Raw genomic sequence first — 25,857 nt, forward strand, 5'->3', positions numbered from 1 at the left:
ACCCGCGGATTCATTCCGGGCCAAGCGCTTGTCTGTTCCTTTTCATGCTCGCACACCCGGTCGCCCGGGGGATGCGTCACATCGACGCTATCGGCATCGTCAAAGTGACACGAAGCGGCTATCATAGATAGCGTCAAATAGACGAAAAGGCGGAGTTCGCCGAAGCTCTTCGCAGAAGTTCGCGGAGTTCACTGAGTTCGCAGACTAGAAAGGGTGCGTGACGTGACCACGGCCCAGCCCCTGGACGTACAGCCGACACCGCTCGCGCTGCTGCTGCTCGGCCGTGAGGCCGACCCGAGGAGCGAGCGCGGCGTCGAATGCCCCGGCGACCTCCCCTCCCCCTCCGACCCGGACCTGGTGGAGCGCGCCCGCGTCGCGAAGGAGAAGCTCGGGGACAAGGTGTTCGTCCTCGGCCACCACTACCAGCGCGACGAGGTCATCCAGTTCGCGGACGTCACCGGCGACTCGTTCAAGCTGGCCCGCGACGCGGCCGCGCGCCCGGAGGCGGAGTACATCGTCTTCTGCGGTGTGCACTTCATGGCCGAGTCGGCGGACATCCTGACCACCGACGCCCAGGCGGTCGTGCTGCCGGACCTGGCGGCGGGCTGCTCGATGGCCGACATGGCCACCGCCGAGCAGGTCGCGGAGTGCTGGGACGTGCTGACCGAGGCCGGGATCGCCGACCAGGTCGTGCCCGTCTCGTACATGAACTCCTCCGCGGACATCAAGGCCTTCACCGGCCGGCACGGCGGCACGATCTGTACGTCCTCGAACGCGAAGCGGGCCCTGGAGTGGGCCTTCGAGCAGGGCGAGAAGATCCTCTTTCTCCCGGACCAGCACCTGGGCCGCAACACGGCCGTGCGGGATATGGGGATGAGCCTCACGGACTGCGTCGTCTACAACCCGCACAAGCCCAACGGCGGCCTCACCGCCGAGCAGCTGCGGGACGCGAAGATGATCCTGTGGCGCGGCCACTGCTCGGTCCACGGCCGCTTCTCGGTCGAGTCGGTCGAGGACGTCCGGGCCCGGATCCCCGGGGTCAACGTGCTGGTTCACCCCGAGTGCAAGCACGAGGTCGTCGCCGCCGCGGACTACGTCGGCTCGACGGAGTACATCATCAAGGCCCTGGAGGCAGCCCCGCGCGGCTCGAAGTGGGCGATCGGCACGGAGCTGAACCTGGTCCGCCGCCTGGCGAATCGTTTCGCTTCCGAGGACAAGGAGATCGTCTTCCTCGACAAGACGGTCTGCTTCTGCTCGACGATGAACCGCATCGACCTGCCGCACCTGGTCTGGACCCTGGAGTCGCTGGCCGACGGCAAGCTGGTCAACCGGATCGAGGTCGACCCGGAGACCGAGAAGTACGCCAAGCTCGCGCTGGAGCGGATGCTGGCGCTGCCGTAGCGGGTGAGCGATGAGGGGCCCGGTTCGCCGTCGTGACGGCGGGCCGGGCCCTTCGTCTGCGCCGGGACGCCCCCCGCGGCGGCCCCTGGGCCCCGGATCGGGCCACTTCGCCCGTACGGCACCCGCCCCACCCTTTGCGTAACTACGCTGCTACTCACCGCAGTCGGCCGCTCTCCGGCACGGCCGCGGAACGACGGGGACGACAGGCGACGAGCAGCGAGACGGTGGGGCGGGTATGAGCTACGAGGACCACGGGGCGGACATCGCGGGTGGCGCGGGTGAGACGGACACCGGCGCGCTGCCGCGTGCGGAGGAGACCGTACGGGGCTGCCGCAGCCTCGCCGAGAGCGCCCCTGCGGCGCGGCTCGCGCTCGCCGCGATGCTGGACGGCCTCTCCGTGCTGAGGTCCGGTGCCGGGGACCGTGAAGGGGCCCTGGCCGCGGCGGAGGAGGAGGTGGAGATCTACCGGGCGCTCGACGCGGAGGAGCCGGGCGACTTCCTGCCCGCCCTGGCCGGGGCCCTGCACCGGCTGTCGGACCGGGTCCGCGCCACCGGGGACCGCGCCGGCGCCCTGCCCCCGGCGCAGGAGGCCGCGCAGATCTACGCCGAGCTCGGTATGAAGCGCCCGGGGGACTTCCAGGCGGAGCTGGCCCTGGCCATGGGCGCCTTGGGCGACCGGATCGCCGACACCGGGGACCGGGCGGCCGCCGTGCCGTTCGCGAAGCAGTCCGTACGGCTCCAGCGCGAGCTGATCGAGGAGGAGCGGCCGGGCGCGTCCGTTCCGGCACTCGCGGCGTACCTGCTGGGCTGCGCCGCGCATCTGGCGGGCGCCGGGGAGCCGGTGGAGGCCGTGCCCCGGGCCGAGGAGGCGGTCGGCCTCCTCCGGCGCCTCGCCGAGGAGGAGGCGGAGGCCTTCCTGCCTCGGCTCGCCGCCGCTCTGCACGCCCTCGGCGACCACCGCGCGGCCGTGAGCGACCTCTCCGGCGCGGTCGACGCGGCCCGGGAGGCGGGCGACTGCTTCCGTGAACTCGCCGACCGGCGGCCGGATGTCTTCCGCCCGGAGCTGGCCACGGCACTCGACGGCCTGGCCGGTCACCTCAACAGGGCCGGAGACCCGGCGGCGGGCCTGCGGGCCGCGGAGGAGGCGGTGGCCCTGCTCCGCGAGCCCGCCGGGCAGCACCCTGAGGCCTTCCGCCCGGCCCTGGCCGCCGCTCTCCGTACCCTCGCCCGGAGCCTGGCCGGCACCGGTGGCCCCGCGCAGGCGTCGGCCCCGGCGCGGGAGGCCGTCGGCCTGCTGCGAGAACAGGGCGAGGACGTCCTGCCGGAACTGGCCCGCTCGCTCCAGCTGCTCGGCACGCACCTGGAGGCGAACGGTGACGCGGAGGGGGCGGTGGAAGCGTTCTGGGAGTCGGTGGCTCTCCACCGGTCCCTGGCGCTGGAGAGCCCCGGCGGCCGAGACGCCCCGGTCACCGCCCTGGTCTCCGCGCTGGACGACCTGACCCGGGCGCTCGCCCGCACCGGCGAACACGCGGCGGCGATCGAGGAATTCGGGGAAACGGTCAAGGAGTTCACCGCGGCCGACCCGGCGGCCGCCCGGCGCCTGGGCGTCGAACGGAGCGCCTTCCTGCTGCGCTGCCCGGACCCCTGGCCCGCGACCGGGGTGGGCGAGCTGGTGCGGTGGCTCGACGAGGACGGGGAGCGGAACGGGAGCGCGGACACCGTGACCGTACGGGCGAGGCAGGCGCTGCGCGCGTACGGCGACAGCGCCGCGGTGCACGCGGCGTGGGAGGAGGAGACCTTCACGCCCGTGCCGGACTGGCTGGCCCTGCCGGCGAAGACCCTGGACCTCGTCAGCGCCTGGATGTTCGCGCCCGACTGGCCCCGCTCCCGCGATTTCTGGTCGCGGAACGCCGGTGTTCTCGGCAGCGGGCAGGCGGCGACCGCCCTCGACGAGCTGGCGGTCCTGGACCCGCTCGGCGCCCAGCGGCACGCCCTGCTCCGCGAGTCCGTCCTCACCCACGGGGTGACCGCCGCCTACGATCCGCTGATCCTTTCGGAGCAACTGGCCCAGTGGCTGGAGTGCGCGGACTGGACGGAGTCACGGGCCTATCTGGAGGAGCACCCGCGCCTCCTGGACGTGCAGCCGCCCGGCGCCACCCCGCTGGCCCACGTCGCGATGCTCGACATCGGCCGCACCGAGGGCCTGGACGCCGCGTACCGCCTGGTGGAGGACCGCGACGCCCTCCAGGCCTACGTGGAGCGGGCGTTGGAAGCCGGGGACGGCACCGCGCTGATGCACGCCGGGGGCATCGAGGGCCAGGTCTTCCGCGACCGGCTCTCCTCGCTCACCCATGCCCAGGTGGCCCTGGTGCTCTCGGGAGAGACCTCGGGGTTCGACCCGGACGACCTGGCCGCGCTCCTGCACAGGGCCGACGAGGAGACCCGCGCCCGGCTGGTGAAGGAGACCGTCGCCCTGAGCGTCCGCCACCCCGGACCGCACGGGGAGATCTGGCGCCGGATCATCGGGGCACTGGGCGGCGAGGCCTGACGCACAGGGGCCTGCCCCACGCGGGCGCGCGGGACAGGCCCCTGTTCCGGTACAGCAGGCGGCTACACGCCCGAGGGCTGTGTCTCCTTGGCCTCCTCCGGCTCGGCCCGGTCCGGTACGCCCGCCTTCGCGGCGCGCTTGGCGGCCTTCTTCCCGGCGCGGCGCTCCTTGCGCAGCTCGACCATCGCGTACAGCGTCGGGACGAGCAGCAGGGTCAGCAGCGTGGAGCTGATCAGACCGCCGATCACCACGACGCCCAGCGGCTGCGAGATGAAACCGCCGTCGCCGGTGACGCCGAGCGCCATCGGGAGCAGGGCGAAGATCGTGGCCAGGGCCGTCATCAGGATCGGGCGGAAGCGGTGGCGGCCGCCCTCGATGACGGCTTCCACGATGCCCAGGCCCTGGGCACGGTACTGGTTGATCAGGTCGATCAGCACGATCGCGTTGGTGACCACAATGCCGATGAGCATCAGCAGGCCGATCATCGCGGGAACGCCCAGCGGGGTGCCGGTGACGAGCAGCAGGCCGATGGCTCCGGTGGCCGCGAACGGGACGGAGACCAGCAGGATCAGCGGCTGGATCAGCGACCGGAAGGTCGCCACCAGCAGCATGAACACGATCGCGATGGCCGCCAGCATGGCGAGGCCGAGCTGCGTGAAGGCCTCGTTCTGGTCCTCGGTGACGCCGCCGATGGTGGCGGTGGCGCCGTCGGGGAGGTCCAGTGCGTCGATCTTCTGGGCGAGCGTGGCGCTGACCGCGCCGGTGTTGTCACCGACGGGCTTGGCGGTGATGGTCGCCGCGCGCTGGCCGTCGATCCGGGTCGTGGAGACCGGGCCGGGGACGAGCTCCACCTCGGCGATGTCGCCGAGCTTCACAGGGCCGAGCGGCAGGGCCTTGAGCTCGGCCATGGTGGTGGCCGGGCGGGCGGACCTGATGACGACGTCGCGCTCGGTGTCGTCCAGCGTCGCGGTGCCGGCCGGGGTGCCGCGTACGGCTCCGGCGACGACCCCGCCCAGTGCGGTGGAGTCGAATCCGGCGGCGGCCGCCTTGTCGTTGGCGGTGACGGAGATGCGCGGAACGCTCTGCGACAGGTCGCTCTGGACGTCGGTGACGTCCTTGATGGTGGCGACCTCGGTGCGGACGGTGTCGGCCGCCTTCTTGAGGGTGTCCGCGTCGGCGGCCTTGACCACGACGCTCAGGTCCTGGGCGCCGAAGCCGTCGCCCGCGGCGATGGAGGTGTCGCCGATGCCGTCGAGCCTGCCGAGGGCCTCGTCGATGCGGTCCTGGGCGTTCTCGTAGTCCGCGGCGTCCTTCAGGGTGACCTGGTAGGAGGCCTGGTTGGAGCCCGTACCGCCGCCGAAGGCCGCCATGAAGCCGGAGGAGCCGACGGTGACCTGGTAGTCCTTGACGCCCTTGTCCTGGTCAAGGACCTTCTCCACCTTGCGGGCGGCCTCGTCGGCGGCCTCCAGGCTGGTGCCGGGCGCCAGCTCCTGCTTGACGGTCAGGACTTCCTGCTCGCCCGCGTCGAAGAAGTTCGTCTTCAGCAGCGGGAGCATCCCGAAGGTGCCGATGAGCACCGCGACGGCGATGACGACGCTGGTGATCCGGCGGCGGGTCGCGAAACGCAGGATCGGGACGTACAGCCGCTGGAGCCTGCTGCGGGCCTCCTTCTCCTCCGCGAGGCGGCGGGCCTCGGCGGCGTCCTCAGGGGTGCCCTTGGGAGCCCGCAGGAACCAGTACGACAGCACCGGCACCACGGTGAGCGAGACCAGCAGCGAGGCCAGCAGGGCCGCGGTGACGGTCAGCGAGAAGGAGCCGAAGAGCTGGCCGATCATGCCGCCGACCAGACCGATGGGCAGGAACACGGCGACGGTCGTCAGGGTGGCGGAGGTGACCGCTCCGGCCACTTCCTTCACCGCGGTGATGATCGCCGTGTGGCGGTCCTCGCCGTAGCCGAGGTGGCGCTTGATGTTCTCCAGCACCACGATCGAGTCGTCGACGACCCGGCCGATGGCGATGGTCAGCGCGCCGAGCGTGAGCATGTTCAGCGACAGGTCCCGGGTCCACAGCACGATCAGCGCGAGGACGACGGAGAGCGGGATGGAGACCGCGGTGACCAGCGTCGAGCGGATCGAGGCGAGGAAGACCAGGATCACGACGACCGCGAAGACCAGCCCGAGCGCACCCTCGGTGGTCAGCCCGGAGATCGCCTTGGATACGGCCGGGCCCTGGTCGGAGACGACCGTCAGCTCGGCGCCCGCGCCGAGGTCCTCGCGGAGCTCGGGGAGCTTGTCCTCGACGGCGTCCGAGATGGCGACGGCGCTGCCGTCCTTGTCCATGGTGGCCATCACGGCGAGGCTCGGCCTGCCGTTGGTACGGGTGATGGAGACCGCGGTGGACGGCTCCTGCTTCACCTCCGCCACGTCACCGATCCGTACCGGCTTGCCCGGACCCTCCGAAGCACCCGGCTGCGGCTGGGGGACGACCTGGAGGTCCTCGATCTGCTTCAGGGAGGTGTAGCCACCGCCGACCTGGATGGTGCGGCTCTTGCCCGCCTCGGAGAAGGAACCGGCCGGGAGGGTCGCGCCGCCCGCCTGAAGGGCCTGGGACAGCGAGCCCGCGTTCAGACCGGCCGCCGCGAGCTTCTTGTCGTCCGGTACGACGGAGACCTGGAGCTCCTGCACCCCGTCCACGGTGACCTGGCCGACGCCCTCGATGTCCTGGAGGGCCGGGACGACCGTGCGGTCGAGCCGGTCGGCCAGCGCCTGCTGGTCCTCGTCGGCGGTGACCGCGAGGACCACGGTCGGGATGTCGTCGGTGGAACCGGCGACGACCTGCGGGTCGACGGTCGCGGGCAGCTGGGCGCGGGCCCGGTTCACCGCCTGCTGGATGTCGGCGACGAGCTGCTTGGTGCCTTCGTCGCCGAAGTCGAACGTCGCCATGATCAGGGCGTTGCCCTCGCTGGCGGTCGAGGTGATGCCCTCGACGCCGTCGACCGCCTTGATGGAGTTCTCCAGCGGCTCGACGACCTGCTTCTCGACCACATCGGGGGACGCACCCTGGTAGGGCGCCAGCACCGACACCATCGGCAGCTCGATGGTGGGCAGCAGCTGCTGCTTGAGCTGCGGGATCGCTATCGCGCCGAAGACGAGCGCGACAATCGAGACCAGCCCGATCAGGGCCCGTTGCGCGAGGCTGAATCTGGACAGCCAGGACATGGGTGCATCTCTCTTCTGTGGCGTACGCGGAAGCGGGCGGGAGGAAACACGGGGACGCCTCCGAGCCCACCCCTACGATCTCCGGTTCGCGCCGCCCGGGCGTCGGCCCTCCGGGCTGCTTTCTTATGCCGCGCATACCGCAGGTGGAGTACACCCTCGTACACCCCGGTCCCCGCCCGGTCAGTCGGACCGGGCGCGCACCAGGCCCGATTCGTAGGCGATGACCACCAATTGCGCCCGGTCCCGGGCGCCGACCTTCGCCATCGCCCGGTTCACATGGGTCTTGACCGTGAGCGGGCTGACCTCAAGGCGTTCGGCGATCTCGTCGTTGGAGTGGCCGCCCGCGACCTGCACCAGCACCTCGCGTTCGCGGCCGGTGAGCGCGCCCAGCCGCTCGGCGTACTCCGCGCTGTCGGGCCCCTCCTCCGGACTCCCGCCCTGGGCCAGGAACGTGGCGATGAGCCCCTTGGTCGCCGCCGGGGAGAGCAGCGCATCGCCCGCCGCGGCGATCCGGATGGCGTTCAGCAGCTCCTCCGGTTCGGCGCCCTTGCCGAGGAACCCGGAGGCCCCGGCGCGCAGCGACTGGACCACGTACTCGTCGACCTCGAAGGTGGTGAGCATGACCACCCGTACGCCGGACAGCTCCGGGTCCGCGCTGATCATGCGGGTGGCGGCGAGCCCGTCGGTGCCCGGCATCCGGATGTCCATGAGCACCACGTGGGCGCCGGTGGTGCGGGCCAGCTCGACCGCCTGCGCCCCGTCCACCGCCTCGCCGACGACCTCCATGTCCGGCTCGGAGTCCACCAGCACCCGGAACGCGCTGCGCAGGAGCGCCTGGTCGTCCGCGAGCAGCACCCTGATCGGTACGTCCGGTGCCGCCGACGGCACCGGTATCGGCTGGGTCATCGGCGTACCCCCGTCCCGCCCGCCGTGCCCGGGAGCTCCGGTTCACCCGCGCGGGCCTCGACCGGCAGGATCGCATGGACCCGGAAGCCGCCGCCGTAGCGAGGTCCCGCGGTGAGGGCACCACCGAGGGCGGTGACGCGCTCACGCATGCCGACCAGGCCGTGGCCGCCGCTGTCCGGGCCCTCGTCCCCGGTGCCGGTGGTCCGCTCCCGGCTCCCGCGGCCGTTGTCGAGCACGGTGATCTCGGCGGTGGCCCCGACCCGTACGACGCTGACCTCGGCCCGGGCCCCGGCGCCCGCGTGCTTGCGGACGTTGGTCAGGGCCTCCTGGATGACCCGGTAGGCGGCCAGGTCGACACCGGCGGGCAGCCGGGTCCCCTCTGCGGCGCAGGCCACCTCGACGGGGAGCCCGGCGTTGCGGAAGGTGTCCACCAGCGCGTCCAGGACCGCGAGGCCGGGGGCCGGTTCGGTGGGCGCCGCCGGGTCGCCCTGCTGGCGCAGCAGTCCGACGGTGACCCGCAGTTCGTTGAGCGCGGAGCGGCTGGCGTCGCGGACGTGGGCGAGCGCCTCCTTGGCCTGGTCGGGGCGCTTGTCCATGACGTGGGCGGCGACCCCGGCCTGCACGTTGACCAGGGCGATGTGGTGGGCGACGACGTCGTGGAGGTCGCGGGCGATGCGCAGCCGCTCCTCGGCGACGCGGCGCCGGGCCTCCTCCTCGCGGGTGCGCTCGGCCCGTTCGGCGCGCTCCCGGATGGCGTCGACGAAGGCGCGCCTGCTGCGTACGGCGTCCCCGGCGGCCGAGGCCAGCCCGGTCCAGGCGAAGACGCCGAAGTTCTCCTGGCTGTACCAGGGCGTCGAGCCGAAGACCATCGCGGCCGCGGTGAGCCCGCCCATCGTCAGCAGCCCGACCTTCCAGGTGGTCGGGCGGTCGGTGCGCGAGGCGACGGTGTAGAGGGCGATGACGGTGCTCATGACGACCGGTGCGGGCGGTTCCATCAGGACGTACTCGACGGCCGAGAGCGCGGCGGTGACGGCGAGTACCTGCATCGGGCGGCGGCGGCGCAGGACGAGGGCCGCGGCGGTCAGCGTCATCAGGAGCACGCTGAACAGCTCGGGGGTGCGGGCCCCGAAGGACGGCGGCCCGTGACGGTCGCCCGGGGCGGTGAACGAACTGCCGATCATCGCGACGAGGGTGCAGAACGCCAGGGCCGCGTCGAACGCGAGGGGATGGTCCCGGAGCCAGCGGCGGGCGCGCGCGAAGCCGGACGAGAGGGTGGTCACGTCCAGCTACGGTACGCGGCCGGGCCGGGCGGCCGGGACCGTTCCGCGGGGAGGGACCGGACGCACAGCGCCCCGCACCCGGCGGACCGGGGGCGGGGCACAGGGGTGCTGGTCGACAGCGCGGTTTCAGCGCGGTCAGTTGGGGATGAGTCCGTCGTCGCTGAGCATGTCGCGGACCTCTTCGAGGGTCGCGTCGGGCGCCGGGAGGATCAGCTCGGACGGCTCCAGGGAGTCGTCCGGCAGCGGCGTACCGAGCTCGCGCACCTTGTCCAGGAGTGCGTGGAGAGTGGCGCGGAAGCCGGGGCTGTCGCCGCTCTCCATCTCCTTGAGCAGGACGTCGTCGAGCTCGTTCAGTTCGACGAAGTGACTGTCGGCCAGTTTGACCTGGCCCTCCCCCATGATCCGTACGATCATGACGCTGCCCTTACTGCTTGTCGAACTTGTGCGGGGACCGCTGCGACTGCGGCGTGCTGTCCTGGGCGCCGCCCTCGATGGCCTGCTGCGAGGACGAGGAACCGCCCGCCAGCTCGGCCTTCATCCGCTGGAGCTCCAGCTCCACGTCGCTGCCACCGGAGAGCCGGTCCAGCTCGGCGGCGATGTCGTCCTTCGCGGTGCCGGTCGGGTCGTCCAGGGCGCCGGAGGCGAGCAGCTCGTCGATGGCGCCGGCCCGCGCCTGGAGCTGCTGCGTCTTGTCCTCGGCCCGCTGGATCGCCAGGCCCACGTCGCCCATCTCCTCGGAGATGCCGGAGAAGGCCTCGCCGATCCGGGTCTGGGCCTGCGCCGCCGTGTAGGTGGCCTTGATGGTCTCCTTCTTGGTGCGGAAGGCGTCGACCTTGGCCTGGAGCCGCTGGGCGGCGAGGGTGAGCTTCTCCTCCTCGCCCTGCAACGTGGTGTGCTGCGTCTCCAGGTCGGTGACCTGCTGCTGGAGTGCGGCGCGGCGCGACAGCGCCTCGCGGGCCAGGTCCTCACGGCCCAGCGCCAGCGCCTTGCGGCCCTGGTCCTCCAGCTTGGACGACTGGCCCTGCAACTGGTTCAGCTGCAGCTCCAGGCGCTTGCGGGACGTCGCCACATCGGCGACGCCCCGACGCACCTTCTGAAGCAGCTCCAGCTGCTTCTGGTACGAGTAATCGAGGGTCTCGCGCGGATCCTCGGCCCGGTCAAGGGCCTTGTTTGCCTTCGCGCGGAAGATCATCCCCATACGCTTCATGACACCGCTCATGGGCTTCGCGCGCCCCCTTCTGACGGACTGAGCTCCAGCACTCCCGATAGAACCCACAGTACGGGCCCTGCCTCTATTACCGCACTGTTCGGGCGCGGATGTGCTCCTCCCCAAGGACGAGTACACCCGGTGAACACTCCCGCCCAGGGTGTAGGTGGGCCCCCGGGCGCCCGGTGAGGACAAGCCGGACGAGCGGCTGAACAGGCGGTAAACGCCGGTTCTGCACCCGTCGGGACACTTCTGGGGACGCGGTCCGTTGCCGGATCGTTCCCGCCCTTGTTCCCGGGCCCGCCCGCCGACCCCGTACCCTTGGGTTTTGTGTTCCGTAGCCGCGCCAAGACAGAGAAGGCCCCCACCGATCAGGTGACGGCGGACCTCTCCAAGCAGCCCCGCGACCCGCAGGCTCCCAAGGGTCGCCCCACCCCCAAGCGCAGTGAGGCCCAGACGCAGCGCCGGCGTGCCGCGTCCAGCGCGCCGACCGACCGCAAGGCGGCCATGAAGCGCCAGCGTGAGGCGCGCCGGGCCGACCTGGCCAGGCAGCGCGAGGCGCTCGCCTCGGGCGACGAGCGCTACCTCCCGGTCCGCGACAAGGGCCCGGTGCGTCGCTTCGTCCGCGATTACGTGGACTCGCGCTTCCACATCGCCGAGTGGTTCCTGCCGCTCGCCGTGGTCATCCTGATCCTCAGCGTGATCCGGGTGCAGAACATCCAGAGCATCTCGCTGCTGCTCTGGATCGGTGTGATCATCCTGATCGTGATCGACTCGATCGGTCTGACCATGCGCCTGAAGAAGGAGCTGCGCAAGCGCTTCCCGGACACCCCGAAGCGCGGAGCCGTGGCGTACGGCCTGATGCGTACGCTCCAGATGCGCCGACTGCGGCTGCCGAAGCCGCAGGTCAAGCGCGGAGAGCGGCCCTGAGCACGGAGGCCTCCGACGTCACCGGGGTCTCCCCGGTCGGCCCGGCCGGCTTCGGCGGCGTGCGCGACACGGTCCGCCAGGAGCTCGTCGGGCGCCAGCTGGACGAGCAGATAGCCGGGCGGTTCCCGGTGGGCCGTCGGCTGCGCGTCCTGGACGTCGGTACGGGCCGGGGCACCCAGGCGCTGCGCCTTGCGCGGGCCGGTCATTCGGTGACGGGTCTGGAGTCGGACGCCGAGCTGCTCGGGGCGGCCCGTACGGCCCTGTCGACGGAGCCCGAGGGCATCCGGGAGCGGGTCAGACTGATCGAGGGCGACGGCCGGGACACCGGCGTGCACTTCCTGCCCGGCAGTTTCGACGTGGTGCTGTGCCACGGCGTCCTGATGTACGTCGAGGAGCCGGACCCCATGCTGGCCGGGCTCGCCCGGATGCTGGCGCCCGGCGGCCTGCTCTCCCTCCTCGTACGGAACGCGGACGCGCTCGCGATGCGCCCCGCGCTCGCCGGTGACTTCGGCGCGGCCCTGGCCGCCTTCGACACCGCCACGTACACCGACCACCTGGGCCGCCCGGTCCGGGCCGACCGGCTCGATGCCCTGCGGGCCACGCTCGCCGGGATCGCCGCCCCGCTGCACGCCTGGTACGGGGTGCGGGTCTTCACGGACGACGTGGCGGACGACGCGGAGCTCCCGGCCGAGGAGCTGGAGCGGGCCGTGACCCTGGAGGACCGGGCCGGGCGCACCGACCCGTACCGGGGAGTGGCGGCTCTGCTGCACCTGTGCGGGGTGCGCGGGTAGCTCGTGGTACGGCGGTGGGCCCCGTTCGGCCCATCAGTGCGGGCGCCCGAACGGGCGGGGAGACCAGACTCCGGATATGGACACTCCGGACATGCCCCCATCCCCTTCCCGCCGCCGGGCAGGCAGGCTGCTGCCGCCCCTGTCGGCAGCCCTCTGCGCGATCGCCCTGGCGGGCGGCTGTTCCGGTGCGGGTCCGGCCGCCCCCGCACCGGAGGCCAGTGCGTCGGGGACGGCCCAGGGTGCGGCGGTCCGCTCCTCCAACGACCTGGAGAGCGCCTACCAGGCCGTCATCAACGACGTACTGCCGTCGGTCGTGCAGATCGACGCCTCCGACAGCCTCGGTTCCGGGGTCGTCTACGACAGCAAGGGTCACATCGTCACCAACGCCCATGTGATCGGCGACGAGAGGGAGTTCAAGGTCAGCGTCGCCACCGGGGAGACGGTGCTGAACGCCTCCCTGGTCTCCTCGTATCCGGACCAGGACCTGGCCGTGATCAAACTCGACGAGGTGCCGGACGGGCTGAAGCCCGCGAAGTTCGGCGACGCGGAGAAGGTCGAGGTGGGGCAGGTCGTGATGGCGATGGGCTCGCCGCTCGGCCTGTCCAGCAGCGTCACCCAGGGCATCGTCTCGGCGCTCGGCCGGACGGTGAGCGAGAGCCGGGCGGGCGGCGGCACCGGGGCGACGATCGCCAACATGGTGCAGACCTCCGCGGCGATCAACCCGGGCAACAGCGGCGGGGCGCTGGTCAACCTCAGCAGCGAGGTCATCGGCATCCCCACCCTCGCGGCGACGGATCCGCAGATGGGAGACAGCGCGGCACCCGGCATCGGCTTCGCGATCCCCGTCTCGATGGTGAGGACGGTCGCCGACCAGATCATCAAGGACGGCCGGGTCACCGACTCGGGCCGGGCCGCGCTCAACATCACCGGCCGCACGGTCGTCGACGACGACTACCGCCCCGCCGGGGTGGCCCTGGTCAGCGTGGACCGGGGCGGCGCGGCGGCCGACGCGGGGCTGCGGGCCGGGGACGTCATCACGAGGATCGGGGACAGCGAGGTCACCACGGTCACCTCGCTCTCCGAGGCGCTGGCGGCCGAGAGGCCGGGCGCGAAGGTCACGGTGACGTACACGCGCGAGGGCGACAGCAGGACGGCGGAGGTCACGCTCGGGGAGATCTGAGCGGTCAGGACAAGGAAGGGAAGGGGGCGGGCTCCGCCGGACGTCCTGCGGAGCCCGCCCCCTTCCGTTCCCGAGCGTCAGGCGCCGTCGGCCTGCAAGCTCATCGGGCCGTAGATCTTGGTCGAGTCCTCGAAGAGCGTCACCTGGGCGGCACCGCCCTCCAGCAGTTCCTTCCAGAACTCACCGATCCAGGACTCCGCGTCGCCCTGGGTGGTGAACTCCTCCGGCTGCAACGCCGGCTCCGTCTCCGTACCGTCGGACTTCTCGAACCGCCACGTCCACGCCATGTCCGCCTCCTGGGTCACGTTGCTGCCCGAAGCCTATCCGGGCGCGCGCCGCGCGGGGGGACACGGGAGGATCAAGGTGTGGAACTGACTCTGCTCGGCACCGGAGCCCCCGACGGGCTGCCGCGCCCCTCCTGTCCCTGCGCGGCCTGCGCTTCGGCCCGCGGCCCGTGGGCGCGGGCCGCGACGGCGCTGCTGGTCGACGACGCGCTGCTGCTCGACCTCACCCCCGGAGCGGTGTTCGCCGCCGCGCGGGCGGGGCATTCACTGGGCACGGTGCGCCAGGTGCTGCTGACCCATCCGCACGACGGGCCCGCCGTCGAGCTGCCGCCCGCCCTGCCGCCGGCCGGGCGGGTGCCGGACGGCCAGGTGCTGACGCTGATCAGCGGGCACCGGGTACGGGCGGTGGCGATGGACGCGCCGGGGACGGGGTACGAGGTGAGCTCGCCGGAGGGCGAGCGGCTGCTGTACCTGCCGCCGGGGGCCGCGCCCTCGGGGCTGACCGAGCGGGCGGAGCGGCCGTTGGACATGGTCGTCTGCGATGTGGTCGCGCGGCCCGACGCGGTGGCCCGGCTGCGGTCGGTGGGCGCGGTGGGCCCGGCGACCGAGGTGATCGCGGTCCATCTGGACCACGACGCCCCGCCGGGCGCGGCGCTGGAGCGGCGGCTCGCGTCGGCCGGGGCGCGGGCGGTGCCGGACGGGACGACGCTGGTGGTGGGCGAGTACCACGCGGTGCCGGACGTGCCGCGCCGGGTGCTGGTGACGGGCGGCGCGCGGTCGGGGAAGTCGCTGGAGGCGGAACGGCGGCTGGAGACGTTCCCGGACGTGGTGTACGTGGCGACCGGCGGCCGCCGCGACGGGGACCCGGAATGGGCGGCCCGGGTGGGTCTGCACCGGGAGCGCAGGCCGGGCGCCTGGCGGACCGAGGAGACCTGTGAGGTCGCGAAGCTGCTGGCGGCGGACGGGCCGCCGCTGCTGGTCGACTGCCTGTCCCTGTGGCTGACCGACGCGATGGACCGGGTGGACGCCTGGGAGGACGTGCGGTGGCGGCACGGCGGCGAGGAGGCGTTGCGGGGGCGGGTCGCGGAGCTGGTGGGCGCGGTGCGGGAGACCCGGCGCCAGGTGGTGCTGGTGACCAACGAGGTGGGGGCGGGGGTGGTGCCGGCGACCCCGGCGGGGCGGCGGTTCCGGGACGAGCTGGGGCGGCTGAACGCGGCCGTGGCGGCCGAGTGCGAGGAAGTGCTGCTGGTGGTGGCGGGGCAGGCGGTGGTGCTGCGGGGGTGAGGGGGCGTCACCGGTATCCGGTCGGGTTCCGCGGGCCGACCGGTACTGTTCCCGGCGGGGGCCCGCCGCCGGGTTCCCGGACCGGAAACAGACGCGACGACCCGCGAGGCAGACCTCCGTGAACCTGGACGACTTCTCCGACCTGATCGAACGCCCCGACGGGGGTGTGCGCCGCGATGCCGAGGAGCGGCGTGAGCGGCTGATCGTGCCCCCCGGGGCGCTCGGCCGACTCGACGAGCTGGGCGAGTGGCTCAGCGCCGCGCAGCAGTCCGTGCCGGTCAGGGCCGTCGAGCAGCCGCGCCTGGTGCTCTTCGCCGGTGATCATGGAGTGGCGGAGCTGGGTGTCTCGGGCCGGGCCGCGGGAAGCGCGTACGAGCTGGTCCGGGCGGCACTGGACGGTGCGAGCCCCGTCTCGGTGCTGGCCCGCCGCTTCTCCGTTCCGCTGCGGATCGTGGACGCCGGTCTCGACTGCGACCCGGAGCTGCTTCCCGAGTCCGTCGTACGGCACCGGGTGCGGCGGGGGTCGGGGCGGATCGACGTCGAGGACGCGCTGACGGTCGAGGAGGCCGAGCGGGCGGTCCGGCTGGGCATGGCGATCGCCGACGAGGAGGCGGACTCCGGCACCGATCTGGTGGTGCTCGGCGATCTCAGTGTCGGGGGGACCACGGCCGCGGCCACGCTGATCGCGGCGCTCTGCGGGACGGATGCCTCGGTGGTGACCGGGCGCGGCGGTGCGGGCATCGACGACCTGGCCTGGATGCGCAAGTGTGCGGCGATCCGGGACGCGCTGCGCCGGGCCCGGCCGGTGCTCGGCGACCAGCTGGAGCTGCTGGCCACGTCGGGCGGCGCGGATCTGGCGGCGATGACCGGCTTCCTGTTGCAGAGCGCGGTGCGCCGGATGCCGGTGATCCTGGACGGGGTCGTCTCGGCGGCCTGTGCGCTGGTGGCGCAGCGGGCGGCGTTCCGGGCGCCGGACTGGTGGCTGGCCGGTCAGGTCAGCGGGGAGCCCGCGCAGACGAAGGCGCTGGACCGGATGGCGCTGACCCCGCTGCTGGACCACGGGGTGACGGTCGGCGAGGGCAGCGGCGCGCTGCTGGCCCTGCCGCTGGTGCAGGCGGCGGCCGCGCTGGCCGCCGAACTGCCGGAGCGTACGCCGGAGGCGACCGAGGACGAGGATGAGGCCGAGGCCGAGGCGGGGAAAGCCCCCTCCGAGGACGACGTGAAGGTGCTCGACGCGACCTGAGGCCACGGCGGGGCGGGCAGGTCGGGGCGGGCAGTCCCACCGTTCACACCTGTGGGGCGGGCAGCCCCCACCGATCACGCCCGCCACCCCCATGTCCGTAATGCGCCATATGATCATCTCTCATGGGAGAGGTTCGATCGGCCGAAGAGGCAGCCCGGCGCAGCACCGCCCGGTCCCGGCGGAGCGCGGCGTTCGCCATCTGGTATCTGCGCGTCGTCTCGTTCATCAATTTCCTCAGCGCCGTCTGGGTCAGCCTCGGCCAGGACCTGCGGCGGCACAACACCGAGAACTACTTCACGCCCTACCTGCTCAGCGCGGGGTTCTCCGCCGGGGTGGTCGCCCTGTTCCTGGCGATCACCATGCGGCGGCGCAAGCGGGCCGCCTGGATCGTGAACATGGTCCTGGGCGGGCTGGTGCTGGCGCTCCTGATCCTCGCGTTCTTCTTCGCGGAGATCCGCCAGCACGCGCAGAACTGGGTCTCGCTGGGGCTGACGGCCGCCTTCGTCGCCGCGCTGCTGCTCGGGCGGCGGGAGTTCTACGCCAAGGGCGACCGCTCCAACCCCAAGCTGGCGGCCCTGGTGGCCTTGGCGGGGCTGCTGGCCGCCTCGCTCATCGCGACGGCCCTGGTGACCGTCACCAACACCGCCCACGACGAGTACCGCTCCACGTTCCTGGACCGCTGGCGCTACGGGGCGCTGCGCCTCGTCTCCGTGGCGGCCGACGACTCCCGCTTCCCCGGGATCACCACACCCGGCTGGGTCAACGTCGTCATCAACATCCTGTCCACGCTGCTGCTGATCGCCGTCGTCTACGCCGCGTTCCGCTCGCGCCGCGCGGTGGACCCGCTCTCCCCCGAGGACGAGGCGCGGCTCCGCGTACTGCTGGACAAGCACGGCGACCGGGACTCGCTCGGCTACTTCGCGCTGCGCCGGGAGAAGAGCGCCGTGTGGTCGCCGACCCGGAAGGCCGCCGTCGTCTACCGGGTCGTCGGCGGGGTCTCCCTGGCATCCGGTGATCCGATCGGCGACCCGGAGGCCTGGCCGGGCGCGATCGCCCCCTGGCTGGCCGAGGCCCGGGAGCACGGCTGGATTCCGGCCGTGACCGGCGCGAGCGAGGAGGCGGGCACGGTCTACGCCCGGCACGGCCTGGACGCGCTGGAGCTGGGCGACGAGGCGATCGTGGAGACCGCCGAGTTCACGCTCGACGGGCGGGCGATGCGTACGGTACGCCAGGCCTACAACCGGGTGAAGCGCGCCGGGTACGAGGTGACGATCCGGCGGCACGCGGACATCCCCGAGGACGAGATGGCCGACCTCGTGCGGCGCGCCGACGACTGGCGTGACGGGGAGACCGAGCGCGGCTTCTCCATGGCGCTCGGGCGGCTCGGCGACCCGGCCGACGGGCAGTGCGTGATGCTGGAGTGCCGCGATGCGGGCGAGGCCGGGGCCCCCGGTGAGCTGCGCGCGATCCTGAGCTTCGTGCCGTGGGGGCCCAACGGCCTCTCCCTCGACCTGATGCGCCGCGACCGGGACGCGGAGAACGGGCTGATGGAGTTCATGGTCATCCAGCTGCTCCAGCGCTCGGGCGAGATCGGGATCACTCAGGTCTCGCTCAACTTCGCGATGTTCCGGTCCGTCTTCGAGAGGGGATCGCGGCTCGGCGCGGGACCGGTGCTGAGGCTGTGGCGCTCGCTGTTGAGCTTCTTCTCGCGCTGGTGGCAGATCGAGTCGCTCTACCGGGCCAACGCCAAGTACCGACCGATCTGGGAGCCGCGTTTCATGTTGTTCGAGAAGAGCGCCGACCTGGCGCGGATCGCCCTCGCGGCGGGGCGCGCCGAGGGGTTCCTGGAGGCGCCGGGGCTGCCGAAGTGGCTGCACCGCTCGCACCTGGGCACCCGTAGGTGAGCCGCCTCCCGGCCCCGCGCCGGGCGGTGCTGCGCGAGTGGGGTCCGCTCTTCACCACCGTACGGACGGGAATCACCGACTGCGGGGTGCGGGCGCTCGCCCTGACGCTGACGGCGGTGGCTCTGACGGCGGTGATCCAGGTCGCCCAGAACCAGGACTGGGGCTACCGCCCGGTGCAGAACCTGGGGGCGGTGCGGGCCGAGGACCCGGTGTGGCAGGCCCTGCTGCGCACACCGCTGTCGCTGTTCGTGCCCGCGCTCGATCTGCCCGTGTGGGGCGCGCTGGCCCAGATCCTGCTGGTGTTCGGCATCGCGGAGGTGTGCCTGGGGCGGTGGCGCATGCTCGCGGTCGCGTATCTGGCCACGCTCGCCGGGACGCTGTACGCCCGGATCGGCATCGCGCTCGGCCCGGACGCCTTCCTCGGGCTGCCCGCATCGGACGCGCAGGTGGTGGACACCGGCCCCTCGGCGGCGGTCGTGGGACTCGCGGTGTACGTCTGCCATCAGCAACGCGCCTGGTTCACCGGGGCACTGGTGATCGTCGCGATGGTGGTGGAGGTCCTGGTCAAGGACAACCTGGCGGGCCGCGAGCATCTGGCCGCCATCGCCGCCGTCCTGGTGGTGTGCGGCGTACGGGAGTGGCTCGGGCGGCGGCGGGCCGCTCAGGACCTGCCCGCGGGCGGCGACGGCACCCGGTCCGGGGCGCCGCCGATGAGGTCCTGAAACCTCCGGCGCGGCCCGGCCCACCGCACGTCGTGGTGGTAGGCCCGCAGCACCGCCTTGGAACGGGCGCGGTGGCGGTGGCGGTAGAACCGCCTGGCCCAGGGCGAGGTGGGGCGGGCCAGGCGGACCGCGCCGACCAGGGCCACGAACGGGACGAGGGTGCCGAGCACCGCCATCCGGGCCTTGCCCTTGAACAGCGCGATCAGGACGAAGCAGAAGTTGATCACGTATGAGGTGATGACGCCGATCCGGCCCTGCTGCTCCTGATCGGTCACGTCGTCCACGCCGAGCGGCGAGAAGCCCGCCAGGACCAGCAGCACCAGCGAGGCGGTCAGCACGACCATCTCCACGCTCTGACGGCCCGCCTCGGTCCAGTACACGTCGTCCAGATGCAGGATCAGGGCGAACTCGTCCAGCACCAGACCCGCCCCCACGCCGAAGATGATCGCGCACAGTCCCGCGGCCACCCCGTGCCGGCCCGCGGCCACCGCCCCGAATCCGCCGATCACGCTCAGCACGACACCGGGCACCACATGGTGAATGTGCATCCCGCCCGGGGTGATGTTGCGGAACGGGCCTTTCCCGGCGCGGATCAGCCGGGTGACACTGCGGGTGATCGCGAAGGTCAGGACGAAGGCGGCCAGCGCGAGAAGCAAGGGGAGCTTGCCCGGTTCCACGATGTTGGTGTGCCACCAGTCACCCATGCCACCCACTCCCGATGCGTTCACTTCTGCGGCCATGTGACCGTTTCGGCCAATCTATCGGCGGGCGGGAGCGGCTAGCCTGCCCGCGGTGACCTCCCTGAACAGCCATGGCCTGCGTTTCGCCTTCGGCACCCTGACCGTACTGCCCGTCCGCGTGACCCGCTGGGACCACGCGACCGCCCGCTCGGGCATGCTCTGCGCCCCGCTCGCCGGGCTCGTCGTGGGACTGCTCGCCGCCGCCCTCGGTTCGCTGTCACTGCTGGCCGGATCGGGGCCGCTGCTCGCGGCGGTCGCCTCCGTCGCGGTGCCCGCCGCCCTCACCCGGGGGCTGCATCTGGACGGACTGGCGGACACGGCGGACGGACTCGGCAGCGGGAAACCGGCCGAGGACGCGCTGCGGATCATGAAGCAGTCCGACATTGGGCCGTTCGGTGTCATCACACTCCTCCTGGTCCTGCTGGCCCAGGTCGCGGTCCTCTTCGAGCTGTACGGGGAGGGCTGGGCGCACGGGGCGCTCGGGGCCGTCGTGGCGGCCGTCGCCGCCCGCCTCGCGCTGACCCTGGCGTCCCGGCAGGGCGTCCCGGCGGCCCGGCCGGAGGGGCTCGGGGCGACGGTGGCCGCCACGGTCCCGGTCCGGTGGGCGCTGCTCGCGGCGGCGGTCGCGGTGGCGCTGTGCGGGGCGGCGGGCGCGGCGTTCGGTCCGTACGGTGCGCTGCACCACGCGCTCGCGGTGCTGGGTGCGCTGGCCGTGTCCGAACTGCTGCTGCGGCACTGCGTGCGGCGGTTCGGCGGGGTCACCGGGGACGTCTTCGGGGGCGTCGAGGAGAGCGCGGCGACGGCGGCCCTGGTGGCGCTGACGCTGGGTCCCTGACGGCGGGCCGGCTCGTCGCGGCGACCGGCGCCGACCGCCTCGGCGGTCCGGAACGGCCCGCCGCCGTCACACGGCAGGAATCGCGCGCGTAGGCTCATTCCCGGCACATCGCGGCGGCGTCTACGATGCGCCGGGCACGGCCGGCCCACCCCTCGGCCGAACCGAACTCAACGGAAGCGAGATTTCACCACCGTGACTGCTCTCACTCTCAGCACTGCCGGTGCGGCGACGCTGCGCGCCGACGCACTCGTCGTCGGCGTCGCCAAGGGCGCCGGGCCCAAGTCGGGTCCGGTCCTCGCACCCGGCGCCGAGGCCGTGGACAAGGCGTTCGACGGAAAGCTCGCCGACGTCCTCGCGACCCTGGGCGCCACCGGTGCCGAGGGCGAACTGACCAAGCTGCCCGCCGCGCCCGGCCTCAAGGCCCCGGTCGTCGTCGCGGTCGGCCTCGGTCCGGTCCCGGACAAGGAGGACGCGTACGACGCGGAGGCCCTGCGCCGCGCCGCGGGCACCGCCGCCCGTGCGCTGTCCGGTTCGAAGAAGGCCGGTTTCGCGCTGCCCGCCGGTTCGGTCGAGGACGCCGCCGCCGTCGCCGAGGGCGCGCTGCTCGGCGCGTACGCCTTCACCGCCTACCAGGGCGGCGAGAACAAGCTCGCCCCCAAGGCCGCGAAGTCCGCCAAGGAGAACGGCCCGAAGCAGCCGCTCGCCGAGGTGGCCCTGCTCGGGGCCAAGCCGCGCGACAAGGCCTTCAAGGCCGCCGTCGAGCGCGCACTCGCGCTGGTCGAGGAGATCAACCGGGCCCGCGACCTCATCAACACCCCGCCGAACGACCTGTACCCCGAGTCCTTCGCCGCCGTGGCCACCGCCGCGGGCAAGGAGCACGGCATCAAGGTGCAGGTGCTCGACGAGAAGGCGCTCGTCAAGGGCGGCTACGGCGGCCTCCTCGGCGTCGGCCAGGGCTCCGCCAACGGCCCGCGCCTGGTGAAGCTCGCCTACACGCACCCGAAGGCGGAGAAGACCCTGGCCCTCGTCGGCAAGGGCATCACCTACGACTCGGGCGGCATCTCGCTCAAGCCGGCCGGTCACAACGAGACGATGAAGTGCGACATGAGCGGCGCGGCCGCCGTGTTCGCCGCCGTCGTCGCGGCCGCCCGCCTCGGCCTGAAGGTCAACGTCACCGGCTGGCTGGCGCTGGCCGAGAACATGCCCTCCGGCAACGCCACCCGCCCCGGCGACGTGCTGCGCATGTACAGCGGCAAGACCGTCGAGGTCCTCAACACCGACGCCGAGGGCCGGCTCGTCCTGGCCGACGCGCTGACCCGCGCCTCGGAGGAGAAGCCGGACGCCATCGTCGACGTGGCGACCCTGACCGGCGCGATGGTGCTGGCGCTCGGCAACCGCACCTTCGGCATCATGGCCAACGACGACGCCTTCCGTACGTCGATCCACGAGATCGCCGAGGAGGTCGGCGAGGCCTCCTGGCCGATGCCGCTCCCCGCCGACCTGCGCAAGGGCATGGACTCCCCCACCGCCGACATGGCCAACATGGGCGAGCGGATGGGCGGCGGCCTGGTCGCCGGTCTGTTCCTGAAGGAGTTCGTGGGCGAGGGCATCGCCTGGGCCCACCTGGACATCGCCGGTCCGGCGTTCCACGAGGGCGCTCCGTACGGCTACACGCCCAAGGGCGGCACCGGCTCCGCGGTCCGCACCCTGGTGCGCCTCGCCGAGCGCACCGCCGACGGCGACCTGGGCTGAGTGGCCCACCTCCGCCGGACACGCTCACGGCCCCGGGCATAGCTCCGGGGCCGTAGGCGTTGTCGCCCCCGGTAGCGGCACGCGGTCCGGGCGGGTTTCGCTCTCGACGAAACCAGCGGAATCCGTAGGTCTCTACGCAGCAGTAACCCTCCGGGACGGACGATCATCCGTCCCGGACCCGGGCCCCGCGTCCCGCCCGCCGTCGACAAGTGCGAAGATGGGTTCTCGGCAGGACAGGGCCCCCACCACAGGGCCGAAAGACAAAAGCGGCCGAACACCAGCCGACCGGCCGGTCACACCCCAGCGACGGGGCCCGGCGTACGGCGCACATGCATGGAGGACGTGACGTGGCGAACGACGCCAGCACCGTTTTCGACCTAGTGATCCTCGGCGGTGGCAGTGGCGGGTACGCCGCGGCCCTGCGCGGAGCGCAGCTGGGCCTGGACGTCGCCCTGATCGAGAAGGGCAAGGTCGGCGGCACCTGCCTGCACAACGGCTGCATCCCCACGAAGGCACTGCTGCACGCGGGCGAGATCGCGGACCAGGCCCGCGAGTCGGCCCAGTTCGGCGTGAAGGCCACCTTCGAGGGCATCGACATGGAGGCCGTCAACAAGTACAAGGACGACGTGATCTCGGGCCTGTACAAGGGTCTCCAGGGTCTCGTCGCCTCGCGCAAGGTCCACTACATCGAGGGTGAGGGCAGGCTCTCCTCCCCCACCTCCGTGGACGTGAACGGCCAGCGCGTCCAGGGCCGCCACGTGCTGCTGGCTACCGGCTCCGTGCCGAAGTCGCTGCCGGGCCTGGAGATCGACGGCAACCGGATCATCTCCTCGGACCACGCGCTGAAGCTGGACCGCGTCCCGAAGTCGGCGATCGTGCTGGGCGGCGGCGTCATCGGCGTCGAGTTCGCCTCGGCGTGGAAGTCCTTCGGCACCGAGGTCACGATCGTCGAGGGCCTCAAGCACCTCGTCCCGGTCGAGGACGAGAACAGCTCCAAGCTTCTTGAGCGCGCGTTCCGCAAGCGCGGCATCAAGTTCAACCTCGGCACCTTCTTCGACAAGGCCGAGTACACCGAGGACGGCGTCCGTGTGACGCTCGCCGACGGCAAGACCTTCGAGGCGGAGGTGCTGCTCGTCGCCATCGGCCGCGGCCCGGTCTCGCAGGGCCTCGGTTACGAGGAGCAGGGCGTCGCGATGGACCGCGGCTATGTCCTGGTCGACGAGTACATGCAGACCAACGTCCCGACGATCTCGGCCGTCGGCGACCTCGTCCCGACGCTCCAGCTCGCGCACGTCGGCTTCGCCGAGGGCATGCTGGTGGCGGAGCGGCTGGCCGGTCTCAAGACCGTCCCGGTCGACTACGACGGCGTGCCGAAGGTGACGTACTGCCACCCCGAGGTCGCCTCCGTGGGCATCACCGAGGCCAAGGCCAAGGAGATCTACGGCGCGGACAAGGTCGTCGTCCTCAAGTACAACCTCGCGGGCAACGGCAAGAGCCGGATCCTGAAGACCGCGGGCGAGATCAAGCTCGTCCAGGTCAAGGACGGTGCCGTGGTCGGCGTCCACATGGTGGGCGACCGCATGGGCGAGCAGGTCGGCGAAGCCCAGCTGATCTACAACTGGGAGGCGCTGCCCTCCGAGGTCGCGCAGCTCATCCACGCCCACCCGACGCAGAACGAGGCGATGGGCGAAGCGCACCTGGCGCTGGCGGGCAAGCCCCTCCACGCCCACGACTGATCCCCCGGTACCGGGCGCGACGACCGACCACTTCCGCATTTTCGTAAGGAGCAACTGAAACCATGTCGGTTTCCGTAACCCTTCCGGCGCTCGGCGAGAGCGTCACCGAGGGCACTGTCACCCGTTGGCTGAAGGCCGAGGGCGAGCGCGTCGAGGCCGACGAGCCGTTGCTCGAAGTCTCGACCGACAAGGTCGACACCGAGATCCCGGCCCCCGCGTCCGGTGTCCTGGCCTCCATCAAGGTCGCCGAGGACGAGACCGTCGAGGTCGGCGCCGAGCTGGCCGTCATCGACGACGGCTCCGGCGCTCCCGCCGAGGCCTCGGCCCCGGCCGCCGAGGCCCCCGCCGCCCCGGCCGAGGCCCCGGCCGCCGAGGCGCCCGCCGCTCCGGCCCCTGCGGCCGAGGCTCCGGCGGCCGCCCCGGCCGGTGGCGCGTCCGGCACCGACGTCACCCTCCCGGCGCTCGGCGAGAGCGTCACCGAGGGCACCGTCACCCGCTGGCTGAAGGAGGTCGGCGAGGAGGTCGCGGAGGACGAGCCGCTCCTTGAGGTCTCCACGGACAAGGTCGACACCGAGATCCCCGCCCCGGTCGCCGGTGTGCTGCTGGAGATCGTGGTCGGCGAGGACGAGACCGCCGAGGTCGGCGCCAAGCTCGCCGTCATCGGTGCTCCGGGCGCGGCCCCGGCCGCCGCTCCGGCGCAGCCCGCCGCCCCGGCCCAGGAGGCCCCCAAGGCCGAGGCGCCGAAGCAGGAGGCCCCCGCGGCTCCCGCCCCGGCGGCTCCGGCCCCGGCCGCCCCGGCCCCGGCTCCGGTCCAGGCCCCGTCGGCTCCCGCCGCCCCGGCCCCGGCTCCGGCGCAGCCCGCCCCCGTCACCCCGGCACCGGCCGCCCCGGCCGCGCCCTCCGGTGACGACGGCGCCTACGTCACGCCGCTGGTCCGCAAGCTCGCGTCCGAGAACAACGTGGACCTGAGCGCGGTCAAGGGCACCGGCGTCGGCGGCCGTATCCGCAAGCAGGACGTCGTCGCCGCCGCGGAGGCCGCCAAGGCCGCCGCAGCCGCTCCGGCCCCGGCCCCGGCAGCTGCGACCGCCGCCGCCAAGGCGCCGAAGCTGGAGGCGTCCCCGCTGCGCGGCCAGACGGTCAAGATGACCCGCATGCGCAAGGTCATCGGCGACAACATGATGAAGGCGCTGCACTCGCAGGCCCAGCTGACCTCGGTCGTCGAGGTCGACATCACCAAGCTGATGAAGCTGCGCAACCAGGCGAAGGCCTCCTTCGCCGCCCGTGAGGGCGTCAAGCTGTCCCCGATGCCGTTCTTCGTGAAGGCGGCGGCCCAGGCGCTGAAGGCCCACCCGGTCATCAACGCCCGGATCAACGAGGACGAGGGCACCATCACGTACTTCGACGCGGAGAACATCGGCATCGCCGTGGACGCGGAGAAGGGCCTGATGACCCCGGTCATCAAGGGTGCGGGCGACCTGAACATCGCCGGTATCTCCAAGAAGACCGCCGAGCTGGCGGGCAAGGCGCGCGGTGGCGGCCTGACCCCGGACGACATGTCCGGCGCCACCTTCACCATCAGCAACACCGGTTCGCGCGGCGCCCTGTTCGACACCGTCATCGTGCCGCCGAACCAGGCAGCCATCCTGGGCATCGGCGCCACGGTCCGCCGCCCGGTGGTCATCGACCACCCGGACCTCGGCGAGACGATCGCGGTGCGCGACATGACCTACCTCGCGCTCTCCTACGACCACCGTCTGGTGGACGGCGCGGACGCCGCCCGCTACCTGACGTCGGTCAAGGCGATCCTTGAGGCGGGTGAGTTCGAGGTCGAGCTCGGCCTCTGAACGCTCCGGCTGTAACCAGCCTCACCAGCGGCGCCCCCGTCCGGAACTGATC

20 protein-coding genes are annotated in these 25,857 nt (G+C 72.5%); 13 read left to right on the forward strand and 7 right to left on the reverse strand.

What is annotated here, in order from left to right; translation table 11 throughout:
* The first annotated feature begins 222 nt into the window (after nt 1-222).
* Entirely contained in the window at nt 223-1,401 is a 1,179-nt protein-coding gene (nadA, locus tag ACZ5WC_RS01570) for a quinolinate synthase NadA (RefSeq protein WP_468538854.1), read from the forward strand.
* A 235-nt stretch (nt 1,402-1,636) separates the two neighbouring features.
* Complete coding sequence (locus ACZ5WC_RS01575; protein WP_468538856.1) at nt 1,637-3,949, forward strand: tetratricopeptide repeat protein; 2,313 nt, start codon at nt 1,637-1,639, stop codon at nt 3,947-3,949.
* Nucleotides 3,950-4,011: 62 nt separating this feature from the next.
* On the opposite strand, the gene ACZ5WC_RS01580 is transcribed toward ACZ5WC_RS01575, so the two are convergent.
* The 5 genes from ACZ5WC_RS01580 to ACZ5WC_RS01600 form a co-directional block, all read right to left on the reverse strand.
* Nucleotides 4,012-7,167: an efflux RND transporter permease subunit gene (locus tag ACZ5WC_RS01580; RefSeq protein ID WP_468538858.1), complete on the reverse strand. Its 3,156-nt coding sequence runs from the start codon at nt 7,165-7,167 to the stop codon at nt 4,012-4,014.
* A gap of 180 nt (nt 7,168-7,347) precedes the next feature.
* Nucleotides 7,348-8,073 (reverse strand): response regulator, encoded by a 726-nt coding sequence (locus ACZ5WC_RS01585; RefSeq protein ID WP_468538860.1) that lies wholly within the window; start codon nt 8,071-8,073, stop codon nt 7,348-7,350.
* Nucleotides 8,070-9,353, reverse strand: coding sequence for a sensor histidine kinase (locus ACZ5WC_RS01590; protein WP_468538862.1), 1,284 nt, complete (start codon nt 9,351-9,353; stop codon nt 8,070-8,072). Before ACZ5WC_RS01590 ends, ACZ5WC_RS01585 begins: the two co-directional genes overlap by 4 nt.
* A 135-nt stretch (nt 9,354-9,488) precedes the next feature.
* Nucleotides 9,489-9,767, reverse strand: a complete 279-nt coding sequence (gene pspAA / locus ACZ5WC_RS01595) for a PspA-associated protein PspAA (RefSeq protein ID WP_468538864.1) — start codon at nt 9,765-9,767, stop codon at nt 9,489-9,491.
* A gap of 10 nt (nt 9,768-9,777) precedes the next feature.
* Nucleotides 9,778-10,560, reverse strand: coding sequence for a PspA/IM30 family protein (locus ACZ5WC_RS01600; protein WP_468538866.1), 783 nt, complete (start codon nt 10,558-10,560; stop codon nt 9,778-9,780).
* A 330-nt stretch (nt 10,561-10,890) separates the two neighbouring features.
* Here ACZ5WC_RS01600 and ACZ5WC_RS01605 point away from each other — a divergent pair, with 330 nt between their 5' ends.
* The 3 genes from ACZ5WC_RS01605 (at nt 10,891) to ACZ5WC_RS01615 (ending at nt 13,461) form a co-directional block, all read left to right on the forward strand.
* Nucleotides 10,891-11,490: a DUF3043 domain-containing protein gene (locus ACZ5WC_RS01605; RefSeq protein WP_468538868.1), complete on the forward strand. Its 600-nt coding sequence runs from the start codon at nt 10,891-10,893 to the stop codon at nt 11,488-11,490.
* A 128-nt stretch (nt 11,491-11,618) separates the two neighbouring features.
* Nucleotides 11,619-12,281 (forward strand): class I SAM-dependent methyltransferase, encoded by a 663-nt coding sequence (locus tag ACZ5WC_RS01610; RefSeq protein WP_468539390.1) that lies wholly within the window; start codon nt 11,619-11,621, stop codon nt 12,279-12,281.
* A gap of 91 nt (nt 12,282-12,372) precedes the next feature.
* A complete protein-coding gene (locus tag ACZ5WC_RS01615; protein WP_468538870.1) occupies nt 12,373-13,461 on the forward strand; it encodes a S1C family serine protease in 1,089 nt (362 codons plus the stop codon).
* Nucleotides 13,462-13,538: 77 nt separating this feature from the next.
* Here ACZ5WC_RS01615 and ACZ5WC_RS01620 read toward each other — a convergent pair whose 3' ends face one another.
* Complete coding sequence (locus ACZ5WC_RS01620; RefSeq protein ID WP_003969611.1) at nt 13,539-13,748, reverse strand: hypothetical protein; 210 nt, start codon at nt 13,746-13,748, stop codon at nt 13,539-13,541.
* 78 nt (nt 13,749-13,826) lie between these two features.
* On the opposite strand from ACZ5WC_RS01620, the gene ACZ5WC_RS01625 reads away from it, so the two are divergent.
* The 4 genes from ACZ5WC_RS01625 (at nt 13,827) to ACZ5WC_RS01640 (ending at nt 18,898) form a co-directional block, all read left to right on the forward strand.
* Nucleotides 13,827-15,029 (forward strand): bifunctional adenosylcobinamide kinase/adenosylcobinamide-phosphate guanylyltransferase, encoded by a 1,203-nt coding sequence (locus ACZ5WC_RS01625; RefSeq protein ID WP_468538872.1) that lies wholly within the window; start codon nt 13,827-13,829, stop codon nt 15,027-15,029.
* A gap of 118 nt (nt 15,030-15,147) precedes the next feature.
* Nucleotides 15,148-16,272, forward strand: coding sequence for a nicotinate-nucleotide--dimethylbenzimidazole phosphoribosyltransferase (cobT, locus tag ACZ5WC_RS01630; RefSeq protein WP_468538874.1), 1,125 nt, complete (start codon nt 15,148-15,150; stop codon nt 16,270-16,272).
* Nucleotides 16,273-16,394: 122 nt separating this feature from the next.
* Nucleotides 16,395-18,176 (forward strand): phosphatidylglycerol lysyltransferase domain-containing protein, encoded by a 1,782-nt coding sequence (locus ACZ5WC_RS01635; RefSeq protein WP_468538876.1) that lies wholly within the window; start codon nt 16,395-16,397, stop codon nt 18,174-18,176.
* Nucleotides 18,173-18,898: a hypothetical protein gene (locus ACZ5WC_RS01640; protein ID WP_468538878.1), complete on the forward strand. Its 726-nt coding sequence runs from the start codon at nt 18,173-18,175 to the stop codon at nt 18,896-18,898. The genes ACZ5WC_RS01635 and ACZ5WC_RS01640 overlap by 4 nt, the downstream gene beginning before the upstream one ends.
* Here the strand turns inward: ACZ5WC_RS01640 and ACZ5WC_RS01645 are convergent.
* Entirely contained in the window at nt 18,838-19,602 is a 765-nt protein-coding gene (locus ACZ5WC_RS01645) for a hypothetical protein (RefSeq protein ID WP_468538880.1), read from the reverse strand. The two genes, ACZ5WC_RS01640 and ACZ5WC_RS01645, sit on opposite strands and share 61 nt — an antisense overlap.
* Nucleotides 19,603-19,690: 88 nt before the next feature.
* Here ACZ5WC_RS01645 and ACZ5WC_RS01650 point away from each other — a divergent pair, with 88 nt between their 5' ends.
* The 4 genes from ACZ5WC_RS01650 (at nt 19,691) to sucB (ending at nt 25,805) form a co-directional block, all read left to right on the forward strand.
* Entirely contained in the window at nt 19,691-20,473 is a 783-nt protein-coding gene (locus tag ACZ5WC_RS01650; protein ID WP_468538882.1) for an adenosylcobinamide-GDP ribazoletransferase, read from the forward strand.
* Between the two features lie 192 nt (nt 20,474-20,665).
* Nucleotides 20,666-22,225: a leucyl aminopeptidase gene (locus tag ACZ5WC_RS01655; RefSeq protein ID WP_468538884.1), complete on the forward strand. Its 1,560-nt coding sequence runs from the start codon at nt 20,666-20,668 to the stop codon at nt 22,223-22,225.
* A 347-nt stretch (nt 22,226-22,572) separates the two neighbouring features.
* A complete protein-coding gene (gene lpdA, locus ACZ5WC_RS01660) occupies nt 22,573-23,961 on the forward strand; it encodes a dihydrolipoyl dehydrogenase (RefSeq protein WP_468538886.1) in 1,389 nt (462 codons plus the stop codon).
* A 62-nt stretch (nt 23,962-24,023) separates the two neighbouring features.
* Nucleotides 24,024-25,805: a 2-oxoglutarate dehydrogenase, E2 component, dihydrolipoamide succinyltransferase gene (sucB, locus tag ACZ5WC_RS01665; RefSeq protein ID WP_468538888.1), complete on the forward strand. Its 1,782-nt coding sequence runs from the start codon at nt 24,024-24,026 to the stop codon at nt 25,803-25,805.
* Nucleotides 25,806-25,857 lie beyond the last annotated feature (52 nt).

The sequence above is a fragment of the Streptomyces sp. NPDC033165 genome (genome assembly GCF_055577965.1).

What these genes read in the sequence shown, in the direction of transcription:
- ACZ5WC_RS01620 (WP_003969611.1), bottom strand. Translation starts at nt 13,748, where the DNA reads ATGGCGTGGACGTGGCGGTTCGAGAAGTCCGACGGTACGGAGACGGAG.
- ACZ5WC_RS01615 (WP_468538870.1), top strand. Translation starts at nt 12,373, where the DNA reads ATGCCCCCATCCCCTTCCCGCCGCCGGGCAGGCAGGCTGCTGCCGCCC.
- ACZ5WC_RS01600 (WP_468538866.1), bottom strand. Translation starts at nt 10,560, where the DNA reads ATGAAGCGTATGGGGATGATCTTCCGCGCGAAGGCAAACAAGGCCCTT.
- pspAA (WP_468538864.1), bottom strand. Translation starts at nt 9,767, where the DNA reads ATGATCGTACGGATCATGGGGGAGGGCCAGGTCAAACTGGCCGACAGT.
- ACZ5WC_RS01585 (WP_468538860.1), bottom strand. Translation starts at nt 8,073, where the DNA reads ATGACCCAGCCGATACCGGTGCCGTCGGCGGCACCGGACGTACCGATC.
- ACZ5WC_RS01580 (WP_468538858.1), bottom strand. Translation starts at nt 7,167, where the DNA reads ATGTCCTGGCTGTCCAGATTCAGCCTCGCGCAACGGGCCCTGATCGGG.
- ACZ5WC_RS01575 (WP_468538856.1), top strand. Translation starts at nt 1,637, where the DNA reads ATGAGCTACGAGGACCACGGGGCGGACATCGCGGGTGGCGCGGGTGAG.
- sucB (WP_468538888.1), top strand. Translation starts at nt 24,024, where the DNA reads ATGTCGGTTTCCGTAACCCTTCCGGCGCTCGGCGAGAGCGTCACCGAG.
- ACZ5WC_RS01645 (WP_468538880.1), bottom strand. Translation starts at nt 19,602, where the DNA reads ATGGGTGACTGGTGGCACACCAACATCGTGGAACCGGGCAAGCTCCCC.
- ACZ5WC_RS01635 (WP_468538876.1), top strand. Translation starts at nt 16,395, where the DNA reads ATGGGAGAGGTTCGATCGGCCGAAGAGGCAGCCCGGCGCAGCACCGCC.